Genomic DNA, 26077 nt, shown 5'->3' with positions numbered 1-26077 from the left:
GCGGCGAGAACGCGGCCATGGCCGCGACGTGCTCGGTCGTGCCCGGGCTCGCCGGCGCCGTCCCCCGGCCGAGGTCGTCGGCCAGGGACACCCGCCGGACGAGCGCCTCCACCTCCGTGCGGGCGGTGTGGTCGACGAACGCGGGAGGACGCCCCAGCTCGCGTGACCACCGAGCGAACCGGTCGGCGGCGGCCCCCGGCGCCTCGAGACCGACCACCGTCTCCGGGATCACGACGTGGCCGCCGAGGAGCGCCGAGACGAACGCGTCGGGCAGCCCCCACGCCAGGAACACCGGCAGCGGCACCGTCAACCAGGAGACCCGCGTCCCGGGCTCGACGTCGATGAGCTGGTGGGGGCGCGCCGCCCAGAAGACCGCGATCCGGTCGGCGGGGATCCGGGTCCGGACGCCGTTGAGCAGGTAGGTGACGTCGGCGGCACCGAGGTGCAGTTCGACGTCGTCGTGCCGGTGCGCCGCGGTCATCGGCCCGGGCTCGTCGACCGCGGCTGCGAAGCCGAAGGAGTGCTCCGTGGTGGTCACCACACGAGTATCCCGGAGTTTCCGCCGACGGAGTGGGACGACATCCGGCGGGATCGTTCCTAGCGTGGAGGTCATGCCCATCGCACAGCCCTGCTCCGTCTCCCGCCGCGACTACCGCTGGCACTGGAGTCCGGACACCGACCACTTCACGCTCCACGACCGCCGCGGGCTGCTCGTCCTCGAGGCCCCGCTGCAGCCCGCCGTCCTCCTCGACCGGGGACCGACGACTCCCGGGTCGGTCCGCCGCACCGACCTCACGACGATCGGCGACGGCGACGACGGGCAGGCCGAGCTCCTCACCGTGGAGTACGAGGGCGTCAACGGCGCCGACCGGCTGACGGTCCGGGTCCGGCTCGCGGACGACGGGATCTGGTTCGACGCACCGGGGTACGGGTCCGACCGGGAGGCCGAGGTCGTGTCGGTGCTGGCGTTCGCCGAGTGGTCCGAGGAGGGTCCGCTGCCCGGCGTGCAGAGCGACTCGATCGTGCACCCGGGGGCGAGCGAGTCGTCCGCCCTCGGTCCGGTCATCCCGGCGCAGCTCCGCCTCGACCTCACCACGTGGCTCGGGCGGGGGTCGAACGACTGCGACGACATCGTGGCCGCGCAGTGGGGGCTCCCGGTGCACTACGTCGCGGGGTTCAGCATCGAGGGGTCGATGTGTGAGCGGGGCGCGCTGACCCGCGGGTTGTCGGCGTCGTGGTGCCTCGGGCTCACCGCCGTGCCCGCGGGTGACCTCCTGCTCCGGCACCGGCGTGGCCGCACGAGCCCGTGGCTGCGGACCCACTCGGACCTGTGGCACCAGTGCACGACCGGCGGCGAGTCGCTCGAGGTCGGGGCGTCCTGGGTGCTGACGGTGGCCGACACCTACGACGACGCCGTCCGCGCGTACTACCGCGCGCTCCGCGATCGCGGGACGGTCCGGCCCCGGGAGCGGTCCGCCCGCCAGCTGGAGACGCTCGGCAAGGCCCAGTTCAACACGTGGGGCGCCCAGTGCGCCGCAGGGACCGCCCTCGACCGGTTCGACCAGGGCGCCCTCGAGTCGATCTACGACGACGTGCGTGCGAGCGGCATGCGTCCGGGGGTCTTCGTGATCGACGACAAGTGGGAGGGCGAGTACGGGCTGCTCGAGCACGACGAGGAGCGGTTCCCGCACTTCGAGCGGTTCCTCGACCGTGTGCGGGCCGACGGGGTCGAGGTGGGACTGTGGGCGGCGTTCCTCCGGTGCGACGACCCGGCCTCGCACGGGCTGTCGCCGGAGCACATGCTCTGCGACGCCGACGGCGTGCCGGTGCGGCGGGGCAACCACGACCACTCGTACTTCCTGCTCGACGTGTCCCAGGAACCGGTTCGTTCACGACTGGCGGCACGGGCCCGGGCGTTCGTGGAGCGGTACCGGCCGAGCGTCGTGAAGTTCGACTTCGGCTACGAGCTCCCGGCGCTCGTCAACGCGGCACCCGCGAACCGTGCCTGGGGCGGCGAGCTCCTGCTCGTCCGTGCCCTCGAGCTCGTCATCGGCGCCATGCGCGAGGTCGACCCCGACATCGTGGTCATGTACTACAACCTGTCGCCACTCCTGACCGACCACGTCGACCTGCACTCGACCGACGACATGTACCTCAACGCGGACGAGTACCACGCCGAGGCGAACCGGCGACTGTTCTTCAGCTCGATCCTCGGCGAACTCGGCGTGCCGAGCTACGGCAGCGGTGGCTACGACTGGCTCGAGATGGGCGACATCTGGCTCGACACGGCCGTGTTCGGCCCCATCGGCTCCCTGGGCGCCTTCCACGGCGACCCCCGGGACTCCGCACCCTCCAGCCTCGACGTCGCCCGCTACAACGGACTCGCGACCCTCACCCGCCCGTCGACGACCTTCACCGTGCGCCCGCTGACGCCGGCGTACCTCGGCGGCTCGACCGGCGCCCGCTCGGCCTCGTGGGCACGGTACGAGGGTGACGCGATGACCGGGCTCGTCGCACGACCGGGCCGCCTCGACGGCAGCGGCGTCTCGCGCCACCAGGACGTCCTCCGCACGGCCGCACGGGTCGCCGTCCTCAGCCGGACGGACGACCCGCTCGGGACCACCGCGGCGCTCGGCCTCGTGACGCTCGACCCGGACCCGGTGGAGATCCTGCGCCCGGACGCCCGTCGGCTCGTCGCCGTCGCGCACGCCGCCGACGGCAGCTGCGCCAGCCTCCCCGTCGAGCGGACCTCGGAGGGCTTCCGGTTCACCCCGGTCGCGATCAACGACGGCGGATCGCCGATCGAGTGGACCGAGGTGCTCGTCGACTGACGGAGGCGGGGCGGGACGCGAGAACGGCGGCTGGGATCCAGCCGCCGTTCTTCGGTGTTCGGTTCGTTCGGTGTTCGATTCGTGTAGCGAGGGCGGGACTTGAACCCGCGACACCACGATTATGAGCCGTGTGCTCTAACCAACTGAGCTACCCCGCCAGAGATCCGGAGCCGAAACATGCTCCGGGTCGGAGCCCCGAGTCAGGATTGAACTGACGACCCCTTCCTTACCATGGAAGTGCTCTACCACTGAGCTATCGGGGCGATGTGCCGCGAACGGCACCACACGAGAGTAGCAGACTCGCGACGGTCATCCGGAACCGGGTGGGACGCCCGGGCGTGCCGTCGCGGGGCCCGCTAGTTCGCGTTCTGCTCGAGCCACGCGAGCGGGTCCACGGGGACCCCGCCGACGTGGATCTCGAGGTGCAGGTGCGGCCCGGTCGAGTTGCCGGTGCTTCCGACCTCGCCGAGTTCGTCGCCGACGTGCACCTGCTGGCCGGTGACGACCTTGAAGGTGCCGTCCTTCATGTGGCCGTAGACGCTGACGAACTGCTTGCCGTCGACGTCGTGCGTCACCCAGACGTCGTTGCCGAAGCCGCCGTCGTTCGCCTGGACCTTCGTCACGACGCCGTCCGCGACGACCCGGATCGGTGTGCCCTCGCCCGGGGCGAAGTCGACACCCATGTGGTTCGTCGAGCAGAACGAGCAGCCGGCGACCTGGCGACCGCCGAACCCGGAGGTGATCGGCACGCCGGTCAGGAACGGCCACTGGATGGTGCCCGCTGCGTCGTTCGTGAACGCCGACGAGTCGGTGTTGGCGTACTGCGTGGCGTCGGAGACCGTGTACTGGTCGCGCGAGGTCGAACCGTCCGCGGCTTCACCGACGCTGAGTGACTGGGCGCTGCCGGACGCCGCCGCGCGGGCCGCGGTGGAGCCGACCTCGGGCGTGTAGAGCGCCTGTGCGGGCAGCGACGTGGAGACGACCAGGCCGGCGACGAACAGGAGGGCGCCGACCGCGGTGACGCGGGACGCGGTCCGACGGAACGCGGTCCCGGCGGGCGCCGGGGTCGTCCGCACCGGTGTGGCGGGTGCGCTCGCGGTGCGCTGCACGCGGGTCACCGGGCGTGCGGGCGCGGTGACCGGCCGACGACCGTGCACCGGCGTGGGCCGGCGGGCGGCACGGACCCGTCCCTCGGGCCGGTCGGTGTGCGGGCGTCGGGCTGCGCTCGACCCGGCGGCCGAGGGACGCGTCGCGGGTGCCGCAGCAGCGGACGGACCGACGACCGGGGACGACGGTGCGGGCGGCGTGACCGGGCCGGCCTCGGACGCGGGCATCCCGGCGCCGGCCGCCGGCATCGCGGGCGAGGCGGGCGCCACGTCGAGCGGCGACGCGGGAGCGGTGGCCGTCACCGGGGCGCCGACGATCGCGGCGAACTCGTCGGTCGTCCCGACGGGCGCCTGGGTGCGTGCAGCGGCTCGCTCGGCCTCGATGCGCGCTCGTCGGGTCAGGTGGACGACCGGGGTCGGTGCGTCGACGGTGACGTCGGTCGGTGCGGGCGGCGTGGAGGCGTGGGGCATGCGTTCGGTGCGGGTCCTGATCGGGGTGCGTGCGGCGCCCGTTGGTAACGAGCGGGTAACGGAACTCCTGAACGGTAGCAAAGGACACCTCCGCCCGCCAGTCGCGGGCCCGCTTCGGAGGTGCCCCCGGTCCGGGGGTGTCGACGTCGTCAGGACGCTCCCACCCCGAGCCCGGCGGCCTCCGCCCGGTGCAGGAGGGCCTCCAACTCGTCTGCGATGCCGGGGCTGGCGAACAGGAACGACCGCGTGTCGCCGGCCTGCCAGGACCGCACCTCGGCACCGGCCGCAGCGGCGACGATCGAGCCGGCCGCCATGTCCCACGGGTTGATCCCCCGCTCGTAGTAGGCGTCGACCGTGCCGTCGCCGACCGCACAGCAGTCGAGGGCCGCCGATCCCCCGCGCCGGACGTCACGGACGCTCCCGATGAGCTCCGCCAGCACGGCGACCTGCCCGCGGCGACGCTCCGCGGTGTACGCGAACCCCGTGGCGAGCAGCGTCTCGGCGAGGGACGCCGGTGCGCTGGCCGAGATCGGTGTGCCGTCACGGAGCGCGGTCCCGCCGGCGACCGCCCGGAACACCGTCCCCGTGGCCGGCGCGATCACGACCCCGGCGACCGGCTCCCACGTCGCGGGATCAGGGGCGCCGCGGACCACGCCGATGCTCACCGCGTAGTCCGGACGGCCGTAGAGGTAGTTCACCGTGCCGTCGATCGGGTCGACCACCCACGTGAAGCCGCTCGTCCCGTCCGTGCCACCGGCTTCCTCGCCGAGCACCGCGTCCTCGGGTCGCGCCTCGGCGATCCGGCGCCGGACGAGGTCCTCGACCTCGCGGTCCGCTGCGGTCACGACGTCGACGATGCTCGACTTCCGGTCGGCGACCTCGACGCCCTCGGCACGACGGCGGGCTGCCAGGGCGGCGGCCTCACGGGCGATGGACTCGGCGAGGTCGGCGAACGCGGACGGTGTGGGATCGGAGGTCATGCCCCCATCCTGCCCGCGAACGACGAAGCCCCCTCCGAGGAGGGGGCGTTCATCGTGTGGCAAGTGAGGGATTCGAACCCCCGAAGGCTACGCCGGCTGATTTACAGTCAGATCCCTTTGGCCGCTTGGGTAACTTGCCATCGCGCACCCGACCCGTGTGATCACCAACCGGAGGCGCGCAGAACAGCATAGCCGATGCGCGGGGGTGGTCTCGACCACCCCGTCGACGTCGGCCGTCCTGCGGTCCTGAACCGTGCCTCCAGGCCGCCGATAGGCTGTCCCGCATGGCAGACAGTTCCTTCGACGTGGTGAGCAAGGTCGACAAGATGGAGGCGGAGAACGCCGTCAACCAGGCGGCCAAGGAGATCGAGCAGCGCTACGACTTCAAGGGCGCCGGCGCGTCGATCGCGTTCAGCGGTGAGGACGTCCTCATCAAGGCGAACTCCGAGGAGCGTGCGCGTGCCGTGCTCGACGTCCTCCAGTCGAAGGCGATCAAGCGCAGCATCAGCCTCAAGAGCCTCGACGCCGGCGACCCGTTCCCCTCGGGCAAGGAGTTCCGCATCGAGGTGAAGTTCAAGAACGGCATCGAGCAGGACGTCGCGAAGAAGATCGGCGCGTTCCTCCGTGCCCAGGCCCCCAAGAGCGTGAAGAGCCAGATCCAGGGCGACGAGCTCCGGGTGTCCTCGAAGAGCCGCGACGACCTCCAGAACACGATCCAGCTGCTGAAGGGCGAAGAGTTCGACGTGCCGCTGCAGTTCGTGAACCTCCGCTGACGCCCGCGTCCGACTGAGCCGACGACGACACCGTGGAGCACTGGCTCTCCGTCACGATCACGGTCCTGCTGGTCCTCCTGGACCTCGCGATCCGTGTCTTCTCGATCATCTACGTCCCGATCGACCGCAAGCCGCAGACCGCGACGGCCTGGCTGCTCGCGATCTTCCTGATCCCGTACATCGGGTTCATCGTCTTCCTCGTCATCGGCTCGACGAAGCTCCCGCGGGACCGCCGCGAGAAGCAGGCGGAGATCAACCAGTACATCCTCGACCAGACCGAGGGCATGGACCGCGTCCGCAAGGACCACCCGTGGCCGCCGTGGCTCGAGAGCATCGTCGCGCTGAACCGCGGGCTCGGGTCGATGCCGCTCGTCGGGGGCAACTCCGCCGAGCTCTACCCCGACTACGACGAGTCGTACGCCGAGATGACGCGCGCGATCGACCAGGCACGGCGCTTCATCCACGTCGAGTTCTACATCGCGACCCTCGACGACACGACCCGGCCGTTCTTCGAGGCGCTGGCGCGTGCGCAGTCCCGCGGCGTGACCGTGCGGTTCCTGCTCGACCACTGGGCGAGCCGCGGGTACCCGGACTACAAGGACACCCTCGCGTTCCTCGACCGCGCGGGGATCGAGTGGCACCTCATGCTGCCGCTCAAGCCGCTGCAGGGGAAGTTCCAGCGGCCGGACCTCCGGAACCACCGCAAGATCATGGTCATCGACGGGTCGGTGGCGTTCACCGGGTCGCAGAACCTCATCGACAAGTCCTACGACCTCGAGTCGCACAAGAAGCGGCACATGGCGTACAAGGACCTGTTCGCCCGGTTCGAGGGGCCGGTCGTCGCGGGGCTCAACGCGCTGTTCGTGACCGACTGGTACAGCGAGACCGACGAGCTGCTCCTCCGCGAGAGCGATCCCGTCCAGCGGGCCGACCGTGGCGACGCGCTCGACTGCCAGGTGGTGCCGTCCGGACCGGGCTTCGACGGCGAGAACAACCTGCGACTCTTCAACGCGCTCCTCTACTCGGCGCAGCAGAAGGTGTCGATCACCTCGCCGTACTTCGTCCCCGACGACTCGATGCTCTACGCCATCACGACGACGGCGCAGCGCGGGGTCGAGGTCGAGCTCTTCGTCGGCGAGATGGGCGACCACGCGATGACGTGGCACGCCCAGCGCTCCTACTACGAGGGGCTGCTCCGCGCGGGGGTCAGGATCTGGCTCTACCGTGCCCCCACGATCCTCCACGCGAAGCACTTCACGATCGACGACGAGGTGGCGGTGATCGGGTCGAGCAACATGGACATGCGCTCGTTCAGCCTCAACCTCGAGGTGTCGGTCATGGTGCGGGGCAGTCGCTTCGTCGACGCCCTCCGCGAGGTCCAGGACGCCTACAAGGAGCACAGCTTCGAGCTGACGCTCGAGTCGTGGGTGGACCGGCCGCGGCGGTCCAAGGTGCTCGACAACGTCGCGCGGCTCACGGCAGCGCTGCAGTAGCGGGCGGCCGGGAGGCGCGGGCCGCGTCCGACTCATCGGCCTGCCTCCGCGTGCGGTCGCGCCGCCCGGGTCCCTCTCACCTTGCGAGGGGCCCGGGCGCGGCGTGCGAGGTTTCGCACACGGTGCGAGGGCGCGAGCCCCGCACCGTGTGGGAAACCTCGCACCGTGCGTACGGGCGGCGCCGCCCTCGCACGGTGCGAGGGGCCGGCCGCAGCGTGCGAGGTTTCGCACACGGTGCGAGGGCGCGAGCCCCGCACCGTGTGGGAAACCTCGCACGGTCCGTACGGGCGGCGCTCGCCTCAGCGGGTGAGCGGGACGAGGTCGGTCAGGCGGGCGAGCAGCCGCTCGAGCGGCCCTCGCCCGAAGAACGTCCGCCAGGTCATGGCGAAGAGCACCGAGCCGATCGCGAACCACCCCCAGGCAGCCGCGCTCTGCGGGTACTCCGGCAGCAGCGCGATCACGACCAGGTGGAACGCGTACACCGACAGCGGCATCGCACCGACGGCCACGAGCGGGAACGCCACCCGCCGCACCGTCCGGCCGCGACCGTCGACGAGCAGGCAGCAGAGCGCCGTCACCGCGACCGCGACCCCGGCCGTCCCCACGACGTCGACCACGGACGACGAGTGGTCGCGCGGCGAGAGGAACTCCTGCGCGAGGGCCTGCGTTGGCGTGCTGCCGTCGGGCGAGTAGGGCACCCCCGGGAAGGACAGCCACGCGGCGTCGGCGGGCACCGGCGCGAGGGCGTTCCCGACGACGTACGCGGCGACGGCGACCAGAGCGCCGGACGCGAGCAGCGCTGCCTGGGTGATCCGCGCCTCTCCCCACCGGCTCGGCCCGGACGCCGCTGGCGCGTCGCCCGGGAACCGGCAGCGGGGGCCCAGGCCGCCCGCCCGCGCGACCGCGAGCCCGACCAGCACGTACGCCAGGAAGGTGACCACGGGGTACACCAGGCCGAGCTGCACCTCCCACATGCCCGCGTCCGCGTACAGGGGCACGACCGCGAGCGCGACGACCGGTGACGCCACGGCGCAGGCTCCCGCGAGGACGAGCAGCCAGCGGGCGCGGACGCGGAGCACCGGGACGGCGAGGAGGAACAGCGCGCCGTAGGTCGGCAGGATCACGTACACGGGCGTGTCGAGCGCCATCAGCAGGAGTCCGACACCGACGACGGCGAGCGCACGGATCGCGAGCCGGGCACGGACGCGGCCGATCAGGGGCGGCCCGGGCGGCTCCGTCCGTCCACTCGTGAGCCCGATCGACACCCCGGCGAGGACCGCGAAGAGCGAGGACGACCGTCCGTGTGCCACGGCGGCCCATGTGGACGGGTCCGACCAGTCCACGGCCTCCGGGACGTCCGCGACGTGGGTCGCGATCATGCCGAGCAGCGCGAGGGCACGGGCGACGTCGACGCCCTGCAGCCGGGGACCGGACGCGGGCGCGCCCCGCACCGCGTCGGGCGGTACGGGGCGTGCTGCGGTGGTCACGGCGGGGACTGCCCTCAGCTCGTCGACGCCGTCGTCCGACCGAGCGACACGTCGATCATCTCGTCGCGCGGGACGACCTTGATCCGCTCACGCCCGGCGGCCTCGCCGAGGGCGAGTTCGTGTGCGTCGAGGTTGTGCCAGCCGTCGAGGTCCGTGAACGCGACGCCACGCTCGCGGAGCAGGTTGGGCACGGCCTCCTCCGACGGGTCCTCCGGCGTCCACCACGAGGCCTGGTCGTTGACGATGTGCTGGACGGTCTCCATCGCGTCGGACTTGGTGTGTCCGATGAGGCCGACGGGGCCACGCTTGATCCACCCCGTCGCGTACACGCCGGGGAGCCGGTGACCGTCCTCGCTGAGGACCTGGCCCTCGCGGTTCGGGATGACGCCCTGCCGCTCGTCGAACGGCACACCCGGCAGGGGTGACCCGAAGTAGCCGACGGCGCGGTACGCGGCCTGGATGGCGACCTCGCGGACCTCGCCGGTGCCCTCGACACCACCCTGTCCGTCCGGCCGTGTGCGCTCGTACCGGATCGCCGCGACGTGCCCGCGCTCGTCGGCGACGAGCTCGAGGGGCTTCGCGTAGAAGTGCAGGTGCAGGCGTCGGCTCGCCTGCCCGACCTCACGCTCGCGCCACTGGTTCAGGACACGGTTCATGACCATGACCTGCTTGTTGGTCTGGATGGCGGTGAGCGACGCCTCGTCGTGGTCGAAGTCCTCGTCGTACACGATCATGTCGACGTCGCGGAGCTCCCCCAGCTCGCGGAGCTCGAGCGGCGTGAACTTCACCTGTGCGGGTCCGCGGCGACCGAACACGTGGACGTCGGTCACCGGGCTCGTCTTGAGGCCCTGGTACACGTTGTCCGGGATCTCGGTCGGCAGGAGGTCGTCGGCGTGCTTCGCGAGGATGCGCGACACGTCGAGGGCGACGTTCCCGTTGCCGATGACCGCGACGCTCTCGGCGTCGAGCGGCCAGGTGCGCGGCACGTCCGGGTGCCCGTCGAACCAGCTCACGAAGTCGGCGGCGCCGAACGAGCCCTCGAGGTCGACCCCGGGGATGTCGAGGTCGGCGTCCTTGATCGCACCGGTCGAGAAGACCACCGCGTTGTAGTGCTGCTTGAGGTCGTCGAGCGTGATGTCCTCGCCGAAACGGACGTTGCCGAACAACCGGACGACCCCGCGGTCGAGCACGTCACGCAGCGCGTTGATGATGCCCTTGATGCGGGGGTGGTCGGGGGCGACGCCGTACCGGACCAGGCCGTACGGGGCGGGGAGCTGTTCGAACAGGTCGATCGACACGTCGTAGCCGTGCGCCTCGCGCAGGAGGATGTCCGCGGCGTAGATGCCGGCGGGGCCGGCGCCGACGATGGCGAGTCGGAGGGTGGGCACTGATCGTCTCCAGTTCGTTCGGGTGGGGTGCTCCCGGGGCCGCTGGTGGGTGGCTCGTGGTGCGGTGGCGCGGGTCAGCGGCTCCGGTCGACGACGGACTCCGCGAACCGGGTGAGCGCCTTCTTCACGGTGCCGTCGGGCAGCGGCGCGAGGGCGTCGACCGCTTCCTCGGCCCACCGCACGGCGATCGCGCGTGTCGCCGTGGTCGCCTCGTGGTCGCGCAGTGCCGCCACAGCGGACTGGTAGGGCGCCGAGTCGACCGCGTCGTCCGGGGCGCCCTTCACGTCGTGCTCGATGCGGTGCAGGAGCGCATCGGCGTCGGGATCGGAGGCGGCGAGTGCCCGGAGGTGCAGGAGCGGCAGCGTGTCGACGCCGGCGCGGAGGTCGTTGCCGGCGATCTTGCCCGTGCGGTCCCCCGCCGGTGCCAGGTCGATCACGTCGTCGACGAGCTGGAAGGCGACGCCCACCTTCTCGCCGAAGACCGCGACGGGTTCGAGGTAGGCGCGGTCGGCGCCGGAGAACAGGATGCCGGCGCGGGCCGCGGTCGCGATGAGCGAACCGGTCTTGTCGCTGAGAACCTGGATGTAGTGCGCGACGGCGTCCTCGCCTTCGCGAGGTCCGGTGGTCTCGTGGAGTTGTCCGAGGCAGAGCCGCTGGAAGGTCTCCGCCTGCATGCGGATGCCCTCGACGCCGAGGTCCGCCGTGATGAGGCTCGCCCGGGCGAACAGCAGGTCCCCCGTGAGGATCGCGACGTTGTTGCCGTAGGTGACGTGCGCCGCCGGGACACCGCGACGGACCGGTGCCTCGTCCATGACGTCGTCGTGGTAGAGCGACGCGAGGTGCGTGGTCTCGATGCTCACCGCGGCCTTCACGACCTCGTCGGTGACACCCCGGCCGAGCTGCGCGATCAGGAGCGTCAGCGTGGGCCGGATGCGCTTGCCGCCGGCCGCGAGCAGGTACCGGCTCGTGGTGTCCGCGAGGGTGTCCGCGGAGTGCATCGCCTCCTCGAGCGCGTGCTCGACCACCTCGAGCCCGTCGTCGACCGCGGTGATGAACCGCCGGTCGGCGGGGGACGCGAACAGCCGTTCGCCGATGCCCAGCGAGGCGCGGAGACTCGGTGCGCGACGTGCGACCGGGACGCTCGGGTTCAAGTGCTGCTCCGTACTCGGGGAGGCCCGTACTCGGGGAGGGATGGGTCAGCCGTCGTGGTCGGCGGCGTCGGTGCCCGGCTGGACACGCGGCTGCTCGCCGGTGGCCTGGTGCTCGCGTCGGGCCTTCGCACGTCGTGCCACCGACTCGCGGACCGTGCCCGCGACGGGCTTGCGGCCGCGGTGCAGTGCGACGATACCGGCCGTCAGGTTCCGGTAGGCGACCATCGTGAAGCCGACGCCGCGGAGCCACTGGCTGAGGACCTGCTGCTCGGGCCACGCGTCGATCGACTCGGCGAGGTAGCGGTAGGCCGCGGGGTTGCTCGACGACAGCTTCGCGACGCCGGGCAGCACCCGCTTGAGGTAGGTGCCGTAGCCGAAGCGCAGGAGCGCGATCGGCGGCGTGGAGAACTCACAGATGACGACGCGACCGCCGGGCTTGAGCACCCGGAGCATCTCGACGAGCGCCTGCTGCGGGTCGTTGACGTTGCGCAGGCCGAAGGAGATGGAGACGGCGTCGAAGGTGTCGTCGTCGAACGGCAGGTGCTCGGCATCGCCCTCGACGAAGGTGATCTCCGGGTGGCGCTCCCGACCGACCGCGATCATGCCCGCGGAGAGGTCGAGCGCCGTCACCTCGGCACCCTTCTTGGCGAAGGCGGCCGAGCTCGTGCCCGTCCCGGCGGCGATGTCGAGCACCTTCTCGCCCGGCTGCGGGTCGACCGCACGGACCGTCGCGACGCGCCACAGCGGGGCGTTGCCCGCGGAGAGGATGTCGTTCGTGAGGTCGTACTTCGCCGCGACGTCGTCGAACATGGCCGCCACCTCGTCCGGGCGCTTGTTCAGGTCCGCTCTGCTCACCCGAGCCATCCTAGAGGTCCGTGCCCGAGCGTTCCCGTGAGCGCGCGGCGCGTACGATCGGGGCGTGCCACGAACCACGACGGCGGCCCCGCCGCTGACGGTGTCGACCCGGATCCTCGACGACCCGGGCGCCGTCCTCCGCCACACCCTGCACGACGCCCCGCTGGCCTTCGTCCGCGGTGGGGACGGCATCGTCGGGATCGGTGAGGCGCTGCGGTTCGAGTTCACGGGACCCTCCCGGATGCGGGACGCCTCCGCCGTCTGGCGCGACGTGGTCGCCGCCGCCGAGGTCGACGACCCGGTGCAGCTCCGCGGCTCCGGGCTCGTCGCGTTCGGGTCCTTCGCGTTCGCCGACGACTCCGCGGACACGAGCGTGCTCGTCGTCCCCCGCGTCGTGGTCGGCCGTCGGCGCGGCAAGGCCTGGCTGACCGCGATCGACACCACGCCCGACCCCGCGCCGCTCGCGTTCAGCCGCACGTCGGTGCCGGTCCCCCGGGTCGGCCCGCACGTGTCGGTGGTGTTCTCCCCCGGACGCATCGACGAGGACACGTACGCGCGGAACGTCGTGGAGGCCGTGCGACGCATCGCGGCCGGCGAGGCGCAGAAGGTCGTGCTCGCCCGCGACCTCGTGGGGACCCTGCCGGACGGTGCCGACCAGCGGGCCGTCCTGCTCGACCTCGCGGACGCCTACCCGCAGTGCGTCACCTTCGCCGTGGACGGGCTGATCGGCGCGACCCCGGAGACCCTGGCGCGGACGGACGGCACGCGGCTCTCGGCACGGGTGCTCGCCGGCAGTGCGGCACGTGGGACCGACCCGGTCTCGGACCGTGCCGCCGCCGAGGCCCTGGCGTCGAGCCGGAAGGACGTCGAGGAGCACGCGTTCGCGATCGAGAGCCTGCTGGCCGCGCTCCGACCCCTCGCGTCGGACGTGCGCGCCGACCCCGAACCCTTCCGCCTGCAGCTGCCGAACGTGTGGCACCTGGCGACCGACGTCCAGGCGACCCTCCCCGTCGGTACGACGTCGCTCGACGTCGCCGACGTCCTGCACCCCACGGCCGCCGTCGCCGGCACCCCGACCGACGTCGCCGTCCGGCTCGTGTCCGAGCTCGAGGGCGTCGACCGCGGGCGCTACGCGGGACCGGTCGGGTGGCTCGGCGCGAACGGGGACGGCGAGTGGATGCTCGCCCTCCGGAGCGCGCGGATCACCCCGGACGGCACCGTCCGGGCGTGGGCGGGCGCGGGCATCGTGGCGGGGTCGGAGCCGACGAGGGAGGTCGCCGAGACCGCGCTCAAGTTCCGGCCGATCCGGGACGCGCTCGCCTGACGCGCGCGTCGCGGCGCGACCACGCGACCGCGCACCGACCGGGGCACGGGCACCCACGCGACCGCGTACCGGCCTGGAGGCACGTGCGGACCGGCACCGCGCCTCCAGGCCGACACCCGGTTCCGCGCACACCCGGCCGTGCAGGCCGGTCGGCCGTGCAGGCCGGTCGGCCGTGCCGGCCGCGCTCACTCCGCCAGCGGCACCTCGATGACGACCCGCTCCGCCGGGTCCGTCAGCACCCGCTCCAGATCGCCCCACGTCGCGGCCCGGCGGTACTCCCACCCGAGTCCCGTCACGACCCGCTCGACGTCCACGTGCTGCGGCGTGCTCATCATCCGGGTCATGTCCGCCTCCGGCGTCGTCGCCGCGACCTCGAGACCGCGGAAGATCGCGCCGCCGCCGTCGTTGCCGACCACCACCTGCACCCGGTGCGTCCGCTCCCGCGTCCCCGTGACGAAGGCCCCGAGGTCGTGCAGGAACGTGAGGTCCCCCACGAGCACGCGGGTGGTCCCGACCGACGCCGAGGAGCGCTCGAGCGCGGCAGCGATCCCGAGGGCGGTCGACACGGTGCCGTCGATGCCGGCGAGCCCGCGGTTGGCGTGCACGCGGAGCTTCTTGCCCGGCACCCGGGCGTCCGCGACGCGGATGAGCTGCGACGCGCCGAGCACGAGCCGGTCGTGCGGCCACGTCACGCCCCAGACGGCCTCGGTCAGCATGGCCCGGTCGACGGGACGCCGACGGAGCGCGACCTCGTCGCGGAGGAACCGGTTCCGTTCGGCGCGGTCCGGGGACCGCTTCGCGTCGAGGTCCGGAGCGGCGTCGCCCTCGCCGAGCAGCGCCCGGCTCGCGACCACCCAGCGGCCCACCCACGCGCGGTGGGCAGGCGTGGTCCGGCCGGTGACCCGCACGTCCGACACGACGGTGGTCACGGCGTCCGGCCGGGAGGCGCGGGCCGGGTCGTACACGTCGGCCCCCGGTGCGCGCACCACGACGGTCTCGACGTCGTCACGCTGCAGGAGCGCCGGCACCTCGCGGCTGAGCGTCGGGTGCCCGAGCACGACGGCTCGCCGCACCACTCCTCCGAACGCCGGGTCGCGGAGGAGTTCACGGTAGGCGACCACGAGGTTGCGGCCGAAGTGGGCACCGCTCGACACCTCCGCGATCAGCGGGGCACCGAGCTCCCAGGCGATCCGCTCGGCGTCGGGTCCGGCGTCGTGGCCGGCGATCACGACCGTGGCCGGCTCTTCGTCGGGAGCGAGCTCCGCCAGCGGGAGGCCGGTGTGCTGGCGTCGCGTGGCGTACGCGGTGTCGACGTCAGCGTCGGGCACGGGGGCGACGGCCCCCTCGGGGAGCCCGGCGGACAGCGGTTCGCGGAAGGCGAGGTTGAGCTGGACGGGGCCCGGCTGCCCCTCGTGCCCGGACGCCGCGGCCACGGTCTGTCGGGCGAGCTCCCGGGTGGTCCGGTGCAGCTCGTCGTCGGTGGTCGCTGCGGTCGGCGCCTGCACGTCGCGGACGAACGACACCGCCGGGCCGAACAGGCCGGGCTGGACGGTGGTCTGGTTGCTGCCGATGCCGCGGAGCTCTTCCGGGCGGTCGGCGCTCAGCACGATCATCGGCACGCCGGAGTGGTGCGCCTCGAGCACCGCCGGGTGCAGGTTCGCGACCGCGGTCCCGCTCGTGGTGACCACGGCCGCGGGCCGTCCGGTCTCGACCGCGAGGCCGAGCGCGAAGAAGCCCGCGGTGCGCTCGTCGAGCCGGACGTGCACGGTGGGGCCGCCAGCGCGCTCGAGTGCGACCGCGGCGAGGGCGAGCGCCTGGGAGCGGGAGCCCGGGCTCACGACGACGTCGGTGATACCGGCCCGCGCGAGGTCCTGCAGGAGCGCGACGGCGAAGTCGGTCGCCGGGCTGCGGTCAGCCGTTCGGGCGTCCGTCGTCGTCGCGGTCGTGGAACTGGTCTTCGAGGTCTCGGAGGGTTGCGTCGTCCTGGTCCTTGTCCGTGCGGGAGCGTCCCGGGGGCGTCGTCCGGCCGCCGAGGAAGTCCGGGTCGTCTTCGGGTCCACGGTACCGGGCGGCGGGCGCCGGACCCGCGGGAGCGCGGCCGAGCAGCAGCCAGAGCACCCCGCCGACGACGGGCAGGACGATCACGAGGAGGATCCAGACCCCGCGGCTGAGGGAACGCACGCGCTGGCGCGGCATCGTGGCGCAGTCGATGGCCGCCCACACCGTGAACGCCACGGCGGCGACGACGACGATCAGCCACAGTCGGACCATGCACGGAGTCTAGGCAGCGCTCCTGTGCAGCACCTGCCATGCCGGGCTTCGTACACTTGTCGGGTGAAAGCCTGGCTCCTGTACACCCTGGCCCGTCTCGGGATCTTCGCGGCCGCCCTCCTGCTGCTCCGCGTCCTGACGCCGATGCCCTGGTACTGGGCCACGATCGTCGCCGCGCTGGTCGGGCTGCTGGTGTCGTACATCGCCCTCGCGAAGCTCCGCCACCGTGTGGCGCTGAGCCTCGCCGAGCGTCGCCCGGGGCCCGCGCACGACGCCGACAGCGACTTCGAGGACGACTTCGTCGACGCCGCCGACGGCGAGGCGCCGAGCGCGCAGCCCGTCTCCGACGCCGACCGGCACGCCGCCCGGCGCGACGAGGTCTGACGCTGCGAGGTCCGGCGGCCGACGTCCGGCGGCCGGAGCGGCGGCTCGCGCGGGTCCGCACAACCGAAGACACCCCGAACCACGCGTCGTGCTGGTTCGGGGTGTCTTCGGTTGTGCGAACGCGGTGCGGACCGCGGCGCCTACGGCTGCACGGCGAGCGTGATGCCGAGCACCACCCCGTAGCCCAGCGACGCGAACGACGACAGCTGCAGCGCCGTGATGAGTTCGCGCGGCTTCCGCGACGACACCCCGATCACCAGCGCCGGCAGCGCGAGCAGCAGCGAGAAGTACGTGAACCCCGTGCGGAAGTAGAGCAGCACGAACCACAGCAGCACGACGTACGGGAGCATCAGGAACAACCCGTACAGCGTCCGTGCGACGGTCCGGCCGAGCACCACGGCGAGCGTCCGCTTGCCGGCGAGGCGGTCCTCGTCGATGTCCCGGATGTTGTTCACCATGAGCACCGCGCACGCGAAGAACCCGGCGGCGACGGCCGCGGCCCACCCGCTGGCGGTGACCTGCTGGATCTGGGTGTACTGCGTCCCGAGCACGGCGACGAGCCCGAAGAAGACGAAGACGAAGACCTCGCCGAGCGCGTTGTAGCCGTAGGGCCGCTTGCCGCCGGTGTAGAACCACGCGGCGACGATGGCGGCGGCCCCGACGATGAGGATCCACCACAGCCCGGTGAGCACCACGATCCCGATGCCCGCGAGGGCCGCGAGCCCGAAGAACGTCAGCGCCACCGTGAGCACGGTCCGCGGCTTGGCGATGCCGGCCCCCGTGAGACGTGCCGGGCCGACGCGGAACTCGTCCGTGCCACGCACCCCGTCGGAGTAGTCGTTGCTGTAGTTCACGCCGATCTGCAGGAACAGCGCGACCGCGAGGGCGAGCACTGCGATCGCCAGGTGCCCGTCCTTCCCGAGGTAGTCACCGAAGTCGCCGGGGTTCCCGCTGTCGACGAAGGCGACGGCGGTGCCGAGGACCACCGGCACGACGCCGAGCGTCAGGGTCCGCAGTCGCGCCCCACCGATCCAGTCGCGCGCGGTCGCCTTGCGCTTGGTCCGCTGCGGGCCAGCGGCCTTCGCCGGGTTGCCACTCCGGCCCTTGGACCGGCTCTGCTGCTTCGTTCGTGCCACGGCCGATCATCGTACCGGCGTTCGCCATACGACCGGCGCGGAGGCCGTCACGGAGACGAGCGACGGCCGGGAGGCCCGGATCGCCCGCCCCGCTCGACCCACCTCCGTCAGGCGGTCGGGTCGACGATCGCGCGGACCGCCCGGCGGTCCGGTTTCCCGCTCGGGAGCATCGGGAGTCGGTCGAGCACGACGACCTCGGCGGGGCGGGCCGCGCGGCCCAGGGCGTCGCCGACGGCCGTGCGGACCGCGTCGAGGTCGAGCGGCCGGTCGGTGACGACGACGGGTACCTCGCCCCACTCCCCCGACGCCCGCCGGGTGACGACCGCGCCCTCGTGACCGGGCACGCCCCGGACGATGCGTTCGACGGCTCCGAGCGCGACCTTCTCGCCGCCGGAGATGACGACGTCGTCGAGCCGTCCCACGACCCGTACCCGGCCGTCCACGACCTCGCCGGCGTCGCCCGTGCGGTACCAACGCTGCCCGTCGCGCTCCGTGAAGGTGCGGGCCGTGCGGTCGTCGTCGCCGAGGTACCCCTCGGCGAGCATCGGCCCGGCGAGGAGCAGCTCCCCGTCGTCCACGGCCGCGTGCACCGGGCCGAGCGGCACGCCGTCGTAGACGCACCCACCGCTGGTCTCGCTCGCGCCGTACGTCGTGACGATCGGGACGCCGGCCTCCCGTGCGCGGTCCCGGAGCGTCACCGGGGTGGCCTGACCTCCGACGAGGACGGCGTCGAACGCCGCGAGGGCCGCCGTCGCACGCTCGTCGTCGAGGACCCGGGCGAGCTGCACCGGCACGAGCGACGTGTAGCGCCGCGGGGCCGACCGGTCGGTCACCAGCTGCGCCGCGGCGTCCGCGAACCCGGCCGGGTCGAAGTGGCCGGCCGGCACGACGACCGGGGTCGACCCGGCGGCGATCGATCGCGTCAGGACGTTGAGGCCGGCGATGTAGTGCGTCGGCAGCGCGAGCACCCACGCGCCCGGGCCGCCGAGCGCCGCGTCGGCGGCGGCCGCTCCGGCGAGGAGCGCCTCCGACGACAGCGCGACCCGCTTCCCGGTCCCGGTGGAGCCGCTCGTCTCGACCACCAGGGCGACCCGCTGCGCGACGTCCGCGGGAGGCTGTGTCGGCAGCGCTGGGGTCCCCTCGGCGACGGGGAGCAGCGCGGGGCCGCCGGCGAGTGCTGCCTCCAGGCCGCGCAGCACGGCGAACGGGTCGGACGCGCCCACCGCGACCAGCGGACGGGGCATCAGGCGCGCCTCAGTAGTGCCACGGGAAGGAGGTCCACTCCGGCTTGCGCTTCTCGAGGAAGGAGTCCCGCCCCTCGACGGCCTCGTCGGTGCCGTAGGCGAGGCGCGTCGCCTCGCCGGCGAAGACCTGCTGGCCGACCATGCCGTCGTCGACCGCGTTGAACGCGTACTTGAGCATGCGGATCGCCGTCGGGGACTTGCCGAGAATGATCTCGCCCCAGCGGATCGCCTCGCGCTCGAGGTCCTCGTGCGGCACGACGGCGTTCACCGCGCCCATCTCGTACGCGCGCTGGGCGGAGTACTCCTGCGCGAGGAAGAAGACCTCACGCGCGAACTTCTGCCCGATCTGCTTGGCGTAGTAGGCGCTGCCGTAGCCCCCGTCGAACGAGCCGACGTCGGCGTCGGTCTGCTTGAACTTCCCGTGCTCGGCGCTCGCGATGGTGAGGTCGCAGATCGCGTGCAGCGAGTGTCCGCCGCCGGCCGCCCACCCCGGGACGACCGCGATGACGACCTTCGGCATCATCCGGATGAGCCGCTGCACCTCGAGGATGTGCAGTCGGCCCATCGACGCCTGCGCCGCGGCCGGGTCGACGCCCTCGGGCGGGGCCCCTTCGTCGCCGACGTACTGGTAGCCGCTCCGCCCACGGATGCGCTGGTCGCCGCCGGAGCAGAAGGCCCAGCCGCCGTCCTTCGGGCTCGGGCCGTTGCCGGTGAGCAGGACGACCCCGACGCGGGGGTCCTGGCGGGCGTCGTCGAGGGCGCGGTACAGCTCGTCGACCGTCCGCGGGCGGAAGGCGTTGCGGACCTCCGGCCGGTCGAAGGCCACCCGGACGATGCCCTGCGAGACGTGCTTGTGGTACGTGATGTCGGTGAACTGCTCCGCGATCGGAGCCGCGGTCCAGACGTCGGGGTCGAACAGGTCGGAGACGGGAGCAGCCATGCTCCCAACGTACCGCCGCTGTCCGACCGTCCCGTCGCGGGCGGCACCCGGTGCGGAGCGGCGGCCGGGGTGGATCCGGTCAGGGCACGCTGCCGGGTGGATCCGGTCAGGGCACGCTGCCGGGTGGATCCGGGCAGGGCACGCTGTCGGGTGGCTCCGGTCAGGTCGCGCTGCCGGGTGGATCCGGGCAGGGCACGCTGCCGGGTGACTCCGGTCAGGTCGCGCTGCCGCCCATGTCGGTGAGGAGCTCGGGGGCCACGACCACGATGAGCACGATGAGGATCACCGGGTTGGCGAGGAACGCCACCACGACGCCGATCGCGCCGTACCACCGGCCGAGCGAGCCGACCGCCGCGATGAAGCCGAGGACCGCGGCGACCAGGGTCAGGAACACGGTGACGAAGCAGATGCCGAACGCGAAGGTGGTGTCCCCGCCGACGAACACCGCGAAGGCGCTCGCGTCGATCGCCGCGCAGACCACCGCGAGACCGAGGGCGATCTTGCCGACGAGCGGGTTGCGGCGACGGTGCGTGCGACCCGGGGCGTTCCGGACGTCGACCGTGTTCCGCTGGACGAGGCGTGCGAACTCGTCGCTCGGGGCCGTCGGACGCTGGCCCGACGGGGCCTTCGCACGCTGGCCCGACGGGGTCGGCGTCGCCGGTCGCTGCTGCGGCTGGGGACGGGCGGCCGCCGCGGTCCGGGGTTGTGCTGCGCGCTGCTGCGTGGTGCGTTGCTGCACCGCGGCGCGCTGCTGCGGAGTCGCACCGCGTGGTGCTGCTCCTCGCTGCGGGTCCGGGGACACCGAGCCTCCCTCTTCCGGTCCGTTCGGCGGGACCGGGCCCCTCCGACATGCCTGTCGACCGAAGCCGACCGGTGCATGCTAATGCCCTGCGCTGGCGGTCCCCTCCGAACAACCGTGGGGCACCCTGGACGCGCCTGGGAGGATGGTCACCGTGCGCCCCGACCTCGCTGAACTCCTCGCCGACGCCCACGTCGTGTCCCTGCCGATGCGCGTCCGGTTCCGCGGGATCACGGCCCGCGAGGCCCTCGTCCTCCGTGGTCCCGAGGGCTGGACCGAGTTCTCCCCCTTCGTGGAGTACGACGATGCCGAGGCCAGCGCGTGGCTCGACGCCGCGATCGACTTCGGGTGGACCGCACACGAACCCGCGCTCGACGCCGTGCCGGTCAACGCGACCGTGCCCGCGGTCGACCCGGAGCAGGTCGCCGAGCTGCTCGCACGCTACCTGGGCTGCACGACCGCGAAGGTGAAGGTCGCCGAAGCCGGGACGACCGTCGACGACGACGTCGCCCGCGTCGCCGAGGTCCGACGGGTGATGGGTCCCGACGCCGATGTCCGGGTGGACGCGAACGGCCTGGGGTCCGTCAACGAGGCGAAGACGGCACTCGAGCGGCTCCGCGTGGTCGACCTGCAATACCCAGAACAGCCGGTGGCCTCGGTCGAGGAGCTCGCGTCCCTGCGGTCGCGGATCGACGGCCTCGGGGTGCGCATCGCGGCCGACGAGAGCGTCCGGAAGGCCGCCGACCCGCTCGCGGTCGCCCGTGCCGGAGCGGCCGACGTGCTCGTGGTCAAGGCGCAGCCCCTCGGTGGGGTCTCGGCGGCTGCCCGGATCGTGGCCGAGGCCGGTCTCCCGTGCGTGGTCTCCAGCGCGCTCGACACCTCCGTCGGCCTGGGGATGGGTGCGTTCCTCGCTGCGCGGTCGATGGCGCCGGGATTCGCGGCGGGGCTCGGGACGGCGGCGATGTTCCGCGGCGACGTGACGGCGGAACCGCTGCTGCCGGTCGGGGGCCGGATCGCGGTCCGTCGGGTCGAGGTCGACCGGGCTCTGCTCGAGCGGCACGCTGCGTCGCCGGAGCGGACGTCGTGGTGGCTCGACCGGGTGCGCCGCGTGCACGAGTTGCTCCCGGCCTGACGGGCGCGCGGGCTCGGGGCCGCGCGGGCTCAGGGCCTCGGCCCCGGCCCCGGCGGTCACGACACCCCGCTCAGGTCCGGCGAGCGGTCACGAACCGTCGTTCCGCGGGTGCCAGAGCGACAGTTCGTGACCGCCGGACGGTCCACCGCCGGGGCGTCGTGACCACCCAAGGCCGGGCAGTGCAGGCCTCGGTCGCGGTCACGACACCCCGCGCCCCGCCGGCGAGCGGTCACGAACCGTCGGTCGGCGGACGCCGGAGCGACAGTTCGTGACCGCCGGACGGTCCACCGCCGGGGGCGCCGCGACCACCCAAGGCCGGGCAGTGCAGGCCTCGGTCGCGGTCACGACACCCCGCGCCACGCCGGCGAGCGGTCACGAACCGTCGGTCGGCGGGCGCCGGAGCGACAGTTCGTGACCGCCGGACGGTCCACCACCGGGGCGTCGTGACCACCCGCCGTCCGCGCGATCAGACAGGCACGTCGCGCGCTCGGCGGACAGCCGGCTCGCGCGGGCACAGACGGACGGGAGGCGCGGTGCCGACCGGCACCGCGCCTCCCGTCAGGTCGGGGCCGCGTCAGCGGACCCCGCGCCGGCTCACAGGCCCGAGTAGCTGTGCAGGCCTTTGAAGAACACGTTCACCACCGAGAAGTTGAACATCACCGCGCCGAAGCCGATGAGCGCCAGCCACGAGGACCGCGCACCACGCCAACCACGGGTCGCACGAGCGTGGATGTACCCGGCGTAGACGACCCAGATGATGAAGGTCCAGACCTCCTTGGTGTCCCACCCCCAGTACCGACCCCAGGCCCGCTCGGCCCAGATCGCACCGGCGATGAGCGTGAACGTCCAGAGGACGAACCCGACGAGGATGACGCGGTAGCTCAGGACCTCGAGGCGATCGGCGTCCGGCAAGGTCTCCATGAAGCGGAGCTTCTTCGACACCGGACGGCCCTGGCGGTACGTCTGCACCAGCTGCGACACCGCGAGACCGGCGCCGAGCGCGAAGAACCCCGTGCCGGCGATGGCGACGAACACGTGGATGACGAGCCAGTACGACTGCAGCGCCGCCACGAGCGGGACGACCGGCACGTAGTAGTTCACCGTCGCGATGCCGAGCAGGATGAGGGTCAGGCCGGAGATGAAGACGCCGAGGAACTGCAGGTTCTGCCAGAGCTGCACGCCGAGGAAGATGAGGACGATCAGCGCGGTCCCGGTCAGCGAGAACTCGAACATGTTGCCCCACGGCACCCGATCGGCCGCGATGCCCCGGAGGACGACCGCGCCGATGTGCAGGATGACGCCGAGGATCATCATGGCCATGCCGACACGTTCGAACTTGGTGCCGCGCTTGGTCGGGTCGGCGGGAGCGCCGGTGTCCACCTTCTCGAGCACGACCGTGCCGCCGCGGACCGTCGCGACGGTCTCGGCGGGGGCGGCAGCGGGCGCCGTGGCGGCCTGGACCGCCGCGACGTTGCCCGCACGCTTCGCCATGTCGAGCGCGAACGAGATGAACGCGATGACGTAGACGGCCATCGCCGAGTACGTCAGGACGACCGAGTAGCTGGCCAGTGTCGCGGTCATGTTCACTGGGGAATCCTAACTCCGAGGTCCGACATGTGCCGCTGCGCGATGTCCGCGACGGCCCGTTCCAGGTTGGGGTCCTCGCCGCGGGCGAGGCCCGCGTACTCGAGGTCGTACTCGCCGTGCTCCGCACCCTTCCGGGGCACCGCCTTCACCCACACACGCCGGCGGGGCACGAAGAGCGAGGTCAGCAGGCCGAGGGTGGAGAGCAACGCGAAGCCGCCCACCCAGAGCTGCGACGGGTCGTGGTGCACGTCGAGCGAGACGTAGCGCTTCACCCCGTCGAACGTGATCGAGCCGGCACCGTCGGGCAGCTGCTTCGTCTGCCCGGGCTTCAGCTGGACCGAGGCCGCGTCGGCACGGGTGCCGGCGATCTCCTTCAGGCCGCTCGTGTCCAGCGTGTAGACGCTCTGCGGGACGCCGTCGTCGAGACCGAGGTCGCCCGTGTAGACCTGCAGGCTGAGGAGCGGGTTCTCGGTGTCCGGGTAGGCGCTCGTGAACGCGCCGGTCGACATCTCCTGCGCCGTCGGGTAGAAGAAGCCCTGGATGCCGAGCTGGTCCGGCTCGGCGTCCGGCACCTTGATGACCCCGACGGACGTGTAGTTCGCGTCCTGCGGCAGGAACGGCACGACGTCCTTGAACGCCACGTTCCCCTTGCCGTCGCGGACGGTGACCTGCATCGCGTAGCCGTTGCCGAGCAGGTAGACGTTCGTCCCGCCGATCGACACCGGGTCGTTCACGCCGAGGCGCTGGGTCTTCGAGACACCGCTCTTCGTCGTCGTCGTGACCGTGGCGTCGTAGTCGAGCGCCTGGCCGAGGGCGTTGAGGTTCGTCTCCTCGTACTTCGTGACGAACTTGTCGAGCTTCAGGTTGTAGCCCTGCAGGTCGGACTGCTGGAACCACCGCCCGGGGTTGAACGAGTCGTACGCCACGAGACTGTTTGAGAAGGTCTGCCCCTCGACGAGCAGGCGCTGTCCGGTGAAGCCGAACCCGCCACCGACACCGACCGCGACGAGGACCCCGACGAGGGCCGCGTGGAACACGAGGTTGCCGGTCTCGCGGAGGTAGCCGCGCTCCGCGCTCACCGAGTCGCCGAAGCGCTCGACGCGGTACCCGGAGCGCTTCAGGAGCGCCATCGCGCGCGTGACGGCGTGGTCGACGGACGGGAGGCCCGTGGCGGCGTCCGCCCCGTCGGCCGCGGTGGTGACGCTGGTCGCGTCCACCGGCACCGACCGGAAGCCCGCGAGTCGGCCGAGCCGGACGGGGGTCTTCGGCGGGCGGGTGCGGAGGGCCTGCCAGTGGTGCTTCGTGCGCGGGACGATGCAGCCGATCAGGGAGACGAAGAGCAGGAGGTAGATCGCCGAGAACCACACCGAGGTGTAGGTGTCGAAGACCTGGAGCTTGTCGAGCACCGGGTAGAGCGCGGGGTGGTCGGCCTTGTACTGCACGACACCGTTCGGGTCCGCGGTGCGCTGCGGCACCAGGGACCCCGGGATCGCCGCGAGCGCGAGCAGCATGAGGAGGAACAGCGCCGTGCGCATGCTCGTGAGCTGCCGCCAGAAGAACCGCAGGTACCCCACGAGGCCGAGCTTCGGCTGCGCGACCTCGGCACCGCCGGGCTCCGTGCGCTCACGCGGAGCCGGAGCGCTGTCGACGTGGTCGGACGGTCGCTGCGGGTCGGAGACGAGGTCGGTGCCCTCTTGGTCGTCGCTGCCGTCCAGGGCGTCAGGGCAGGCCGCGGCGTCGGGGCCGACCGTGGCGTCGGGGCCAGCCGTGGCTTCGGGGCCGGCCGTGGCTTCGGGGTCAGACTGCCGGGACAAAGGTCTGGATCACCGCCCCGAGGCTCGACATGACGGCCGACCAGATGCCGGTGACCATGAGCAGACCGATGACGATCAGGATCGCTCCTCCGATGATGTTGACGGTGCGCATGTGGCGCTTGACGGCGCGGATCGCCCCGGTCGCCCAGCCCGCACCGAGCGCGACGAGGACGAACGGGATGCCGAGCCCGAGGCAGTACGCGACCCCGAGCCACATGCCCTGCCAGGCGCTCCCGGACTGCACGCTGAGCAGGTTGATCGCAGCGAGCGTCGGGCCGAGGCACGGCGTCCAGCCGAGACCGAACACGATCCCGAGCAGCGGCGCGCCGATGAGGCCGGTCGCGGGGGTCCAGCCCGGCTTGATGGTCCGCTGCATGAACGTGAACCGGCCGACGAAGACCAGGCCCATGAGGATGACGACGACGCCGAGGACCTGTGTGATGAGGTCGCGCCAGCGCACGAGCCAGAACCCGAGCGCCCCGAACACCGTCGTGTACGCGACGAAGACCGCCGTGAACCCGAGGATGAAGAGCAGGACACCGAGGACGACCCGTCCCTTGCGCTGCCCGCCCTCCGCGACACCGCCGACGTAGCCGAGGTAGCCCGGCACGAGCGGGAGCACGCACGGGGAGAGGAACGACACGAGCCCGGCGAGCGCGGCCACGGGCAGCGCCACGGCCATCTGGCCGCTGAGGATCGCGTCGGCGAAGGGGTTGCTGGCCACGGTCAGGAGGCCTTGGCCTTCCCGGACAGCTCGTCGCCGACCAGGGTGTCGAGGATCCCGGGGCCGTCGACGGCGCCGAGGACGCGGGCCGCGACCCGGCCCTCCTTGTCGAGGACGATGGTGGCCGGGACGGCGTTCGGCGCGACCTGGCCGGACATCGCGAGCTGCATCGCGCCCGTGCTCGCGT

At 72.5% G+C, this 26077-nt stretch carries 21 protein-coding genes, 3 tRNA genes and 2 pseudogenes; 6 read left to right on the top strand and 20 right to left on the bottom strand.

All coding sequences use genetic code 11. The features are described 5' to 3' along the window. Positions 1 to 538, bottom strand: a pseudogene (locus I59_RS14075) (hypothetical protein); the annotation flags it as partial. A gap of 73 nt (positions 539 to 611) precedes the next feature. Here I59_RS14075 and I59_RS14070 point away from each other — a divergent pair. Next, the gene (locus I59_RS14070; protein WP_148286239.1) at positions 612 to 2831 is read left to right on the top strand and encodes a hypothetical protein; all 2220 of its coding nucleotides are present in this window, start codon (positions 612 to 614) and stop codon (positions 2829 to 2831) included. 84 nt (positions 2832 to 2915) lie between these two features. On the opposite strand, the gene I59_RS14065 is transcribed toward I59_RS14070, so the two are convergent. The 5 genes from I59_RS14065 to I59_RS14045 all read right to left on the bottom strand — a co-directional run bounded on the left by I59_RS14065 (position 2916) and on the right by I59_RS14045 (position 5527). Then, positions 2916 to 2989 (bottom strand) — tRNA-Met (locus I59_RS14065). Positions 2990 to 3022: 33 nt separating this feature from the next. Beyond that, a tRNA-Thr gene (locus tag I59_RS14060) sits at positions 3023 to 3094 on the bottom strand. A 93-nt stretch (positions 3095 to 3187) separates the two neighbouring features. Further along, positions 3188 to 4408: a M23 family metallopeptidase gene (locus I59_RS14055; protein ID WP_022904414.1), complete on the bottom strand. Its 1221-nt coding sequence runs from the start codon at positions 4406 to 4408 to the stop codon at positions 3188 to 3190. A gap of 149 nt (positions 4409 to 4557) precedes the next feature. Beyond that, the gene (locus tag I59_RS14050) at positions 4558 to 5388 is read right to left on the bottom strand and encodes an inositol monophosphatase family protein (protein ID WP_022904413.1); all 831 of its coding nucleotides are present in this window, start codon (positions 5386 to 5388) and stop codon (positions 4558 to 4560) included. 57 nt (positions 5389 to 5445) lie between these two features. Further along, positions 5446 to 5527, bottom strand: a tRNA-Tyr gene (locus I59_RS14045). A 145-nt stretch (positions 5528 to 5672) separates the two neighbouring features. Here I59_RS14045 and I59_RS14040 point away from each other — a divergent pair. After that, the gene (locus I59_RS14040) at positions 5673 to 6161 is read left to right on the top strand and encodes a YajQ family cyclic di-GMP-binding protein (RefSeq protein WP_022904412.1); all 489 of its coding nucleotides are present in this window, start codon (positions 5673 to 5675) and stop codon (positions 6159 to 6161) included. Between the two features lie 32 nt (positions 6162 to 6193). After that, positions 6194 to 7654 (top strand): cardiolipin synthase, encoded by a 1461-nt coding sequence (gene cls, locus I59_RS14035; protein ID WP_022904411.1) that lies wholly within the window; start codon positions 6194 to 6196, stop codon positions 7652 to 7654. Positions 7655 to 7953: 299 nt separating this feature from the next. On the opposite strand, the gene I59_RS14030 is transcribed toward cls, so the two are convergent. From I59_RS14030 to I59_RS14015, 4 genes are all read right to left on the bottom strand, one after another. Next, complete coding sequence (locus I59_RS14030) at positions 7954 to 9141, bottom strand: heparan-alpha-glucosaminide N-acetyltransferase domain-containing protein (RefSeq protein ID WP_022904410.1); 1188 nt, start codon at positions 9139 to 9141, stop codon at positions 7954 to 7956. Positions 9142 to 9155: 14 nt separating this feature from the next. Beyond that, positions 9156 to 10529 (bottom strand): FAD-dependent oxidoreductase, encoded by a 1374-nt coding sequence (locus I59_RS14025; RefSeq protein WP_022904409.1) that lies wholly within the window; start codon positions 10527 to 10529, stop codon positions 9156 to 9158. A 74-nt stretch (positions 10530 to 10603) separates the two neighbouring features. Then, positions 10604 to 11680 carry a polyprenyl synthetase family protein gene (locus tag I59_RS14020; RefSeq protein WP_022904408.1) on the bottom strand — a complete coding sequence of 359 codons (1077 nt, stop codon included), beginning with the start codon at positions 11678 to 11680 and terminating at the stop codon, positions 10604 to 10606. A 45-nt stretch (positions 11681 to 11725) separates the two neighbouring features. Beyond that, entirely contained in the window at positions 11726 to 12535 is an 810-nt protein-coding gene (locus I59_RS14015) for a demethylmenaquinone methyltransferase (protein ID WP_022904407.1), read from the bottom strand. A gap of 64 nt (positions 12536 to 12599) precedes the next feature. Here I59_RS14015 and I59_RS14010 point away from each other — a divergent pair, with 64 nt between their 5' ends. After that, positions 12600 to 13859 (top strand): isochorismate synthase MenF, encoded by a 1260-nt coding sequence (locus tag I59_RS14010; protein ID WP_049976598.1) that lies wholly within the window; start codon positions 12600 to 12602, stop codon positions 13857 to 13859. 185 nt (positions 13860 to 14044) lie between these two features. Here the strand turns inward: I59_RS14010 and menD are convergent, their stop codons facing one another. Continuing rightward, the gene (gene menD, locus I59_RS14005; protein WP_042726764.1) at positions 14045 to 15736 is read right to left on the bottom strand and encodes a 2-succinyl-5-enolpyruvyl-6-hydroxy-3-cyclohexene-1-carboxylic-acid synthase; all 1692 of its coding nucleotides are present in this window, start codon (positions 15734 to 15736) and stop codon (positions 14045 to 14047) included. A gap of 34 nt (positions 15737 to 15770) precedes the next feature. Beyond that, positions 15771 to 16130, bottom strand: a complete 360-nt coding sequence (locus tag I59_RS23580; protein ID WP_022904404.1) for a PLD nuclease N-terminal domain-containing protein — start codon at positions 16128 to 16130, stop codon at positions 15771 to 15773. A gap of 63 nt (positions 16131 to 16193) precedes the next feature. Between I59_RS23580 and I59_RS13995 the strand changes: the two genes are divergently transcribed. Continuing rightward, entirely contained in the window at positions 16194 to 16514 is a 321-nt protein-coding gene (locus I59_RS13995; protein WP_022904403.1) for a DUF4229 domain-containing protein, read from the top strand. Positions 16515 to 16654: 140 nt separating this feature from the next. Here the strand turns inward: I59_RS13995 and I59_RS13990 are convergent, their stop codons facing one another. From I59_RS13990 to I59_RS13975, 4 genes are all read right to left on the bottom strand, one after another. Continuing rightward, the gene (locus tag I59_RS13990) at positions 16655 to 17650 is read right to left on the bottom strand and encodes a 1,4-dihydroxy-2-naphthoate polyprenyltransferase (RefSeq protein WP_022904402.1); all 996 of its coding nucleotides are present in this window, start codon (positions 17648 to 17650) and stop codon (positions 16655 to 16657) included. 107 nt (positions 17651 to 17757) lie between these two features. Further along, positions 17758 to 18894 carry an AMP-binding protein gene (locus tag I59_RS13985; protein ID WP_022904401.1) on the bottom strand — a complete coding sequence of 379 codons (1137 nt, stop codon included), beginning with the start codon at positions 18892 to 18894 and terminating at the stop codon, positions 17758 to 17760. 10 nt (positions 18895 to 18904) lie between these two features. After that, positions 18905 to 19834, bottom strand: a complete 930-nt coding sequence (locus I59_RS13980; protein ID WP_022904400.1) for a 1,4-dihydroxy-2-naphthoyl-CoA synthase — start codon at positions 19832 to 19834, stop codon at positions 18905 to 18907. Between the two features lie 214 nt (positions 19835 to 20048). Beyond that, the gene (locus I59_RS13975) at positions 20049 to 20573 is read right to left on the bottom strand and encodes a hypothetical protein (RefSeq protein WP_022904399.1); all 525 of its coding nucleotides are present in this window, start codon (positions 20571 to 20573) and stop codon (positions 20049 to 20051) included. A 205-nt stretch (positions 20574 to 20778) separates the two neighbouring features. Here I59_RS13975 and I59_RS13970 point away from each other — a divergent pair, with 205 nt between their 5' ends. After that, the gene (locus I59_RS13970; protein ID WP_022904398.1) at positions 20779 to 21765 is read left to right on the top strand and encodes an o-succinylbenzoate synthase; all 987 of its coding nucleotides are present in this window, start codon (positions 20779 to 20781) and stop codon (positions 21763 to 21765) included. Positions 21766 to 22359: 594 nt separating this feature from the next. Here the strand turns inward: I59_RS13970 and ccsB are convergent. From ccsB to I59_RS13950, 4 genes and pseudogenes are all read right to left on the bottom strand, one after another. Beyond that, the gene (gene ccsB, locus I59_RS13965) at positions 22360 to 23346 is read right to left on the bottom strand and encodes a c-type cytochrome biogenesis protein CcsB (RefSeq protein ID WP_031273852.1); all 987 of its coding nucleotides are present in this window, start codon (positions 23344 to 23346) and stop codon (positions 22360 to 22362) included. A gap of 2 nt (positions 23347 to 23348) precedes the next feature. Continuing rightward, positions 23349 to 25067 (bottom strand): cytochrome c biogenesis protein ResB, encoded by a 1719-nt coding sequence (locus I59_RS13960; protein ID WP_031273851.1) that lies wholly within the window; start codon positions 25065 to 25067, stop codon positions 23349 to 23351. Positions 25068 to 25149: 82 nt separating this feature from the next. Then, entirely contained in the window at positions 25150 to 25848 is a 699-nt protein-coding gene (locus tag I59_RS13955; protein WP_042726763.1) for a cytochrome c biogenesis CcdA family protein, read from the bottom strand. Between the two features lie 44 nt (positions 25849 to 25892). Further along, a pseudogene (locus tag I59_RS13950) lies at positions 25893 to 26077 on the bottom strand (TlpA family protein disulfide reductase); the annotation flags it as partial.

The sequence above is a fragment of the Curtobacterium sp. B8 genome (genome assembly GCF_000333315.1).
GTDB lineage: Bacteria > Actinomycetota > Actinomycetes > Actinomycetales > Microbacteriaceae > Curtobacterium > Curtobacterium luteum.
This window is presented reverse-complemented; position numbering and strand designations above follow the sequence as displayed.

Bases quoted from the DNA above. Each gene is read 5' to 3' on its own strand.
- I59_RS23580 (WP_022904404.1), bottom strand. From the start codon at position 16,130: ATGGTCCGACTGTGGCTGATCGTCGTCGTCGCCGCCGTGGCGTTCACG.
- I59_RS14050 (WP_022904413.1), bottom strand. From the start codon at position 5,388: ATGACCTCCGATCCCACACCGTCCGCGTTCGCCGACCTCGCCGAGTCC.
- I59_RS13980 (WP_022904400.1), bottom strand. From the start codon at position 19,834: ATGGCTGCTCCCGTCTCCGACCTGTTCGACCCCGACGTCTGGACCGCG.
- I59_RS13955 (WP_042726763.1), bottom strand. From the start codon at position 25,848: ATGGCCGTGGCGCTGCCCGTGGCCGCGCTCGCCGGGCTCGTGTCGTTC.
- I59_RS14055 (WP_022904414.1), bottom strand. From the start codon at position 4,408: ATGCCCCACGCCTCCACGCCGCCCGCACCGACCGACGTCACCGTCGAC.
- ccsB (WP_031273852.1), bottom strand. From the start codon at position 23,346: ATGACCGCGACACTGGCCAGCTACTCGGTCGTCCTGACGTACTCGGCG.
- I59_RS14070 (WP_148286239.1), top strand. From the start codon at position 612: ATGCCCATCGCACAGCCCTGCTCCGTCTCCCGCCGCGACTACCGCTGG.
- I59_RS13970 (WP_022904398.1), top strand. From the start codon at position 20,779: ATGGTCACCGTGCGCCCCGACCTCGCTGAACTCCTCGCCGACGCCCAC.
- I59_RS14040 (WP_022904412.1), top strand. From the start codon at position 5,673: ATGGCAGACAGTTCCTTCGACGTGGTGAGCAAGGTCGACAAGATGGAG.
- I59_RS13985 (WP_022904401.1), bottom strand. From the start codon at position 18,894: ATGCCCCGTCCGCTGGTCGCGGTGGGCGCGTCCGACCCGTTCGCCGTG.